This is a genomic window from Mycolicibacterium sichuanense, from assembly GCF_033741125.1.
In the GTDB taxonomy this organism is placed as follows: Bacteria; Actinomycetota; Actinomycetes; order Mycobacteriales; family Mycobacteriaceae; genus Mycobacterium.
Genome location: NZ_JAWQPU010000032.1, coordinates 1 through 209 on the forward strand (window position 1 = coordinate 1; position 209 = coordinate 209).

The window sequence follows — 209 nt, forward strand, 5'->3', positions numbered from 1 at the left end:
GCCGCGCACCGCATCGTGCTGTTGGCCCGCGACGGCGGCTGCACCAAACCCGGCTGCACCGTCCCCGGCTACGGCACCCAGGTCCACCACACCAGAGGCTGGGCACGAAACGGCGGCCAGACCAACGTCGACGAGGAAGTCCTGGCCTGCCGCGGGGACAACCTGCTCGCCGAACTCGGCTGGACGGTCACCATCGGACCCCACGGCGT

General features: G+C 71.3%; 1 pseudogene. It reads left to right on the forward strand.

Annotated features, from left to right (window positions below):
- Positions 1-209, forward strand: a pseudogene (locus SBI80_RS28180) (HNH endonuclease signature motif containing protein); the annotation flags it as partial.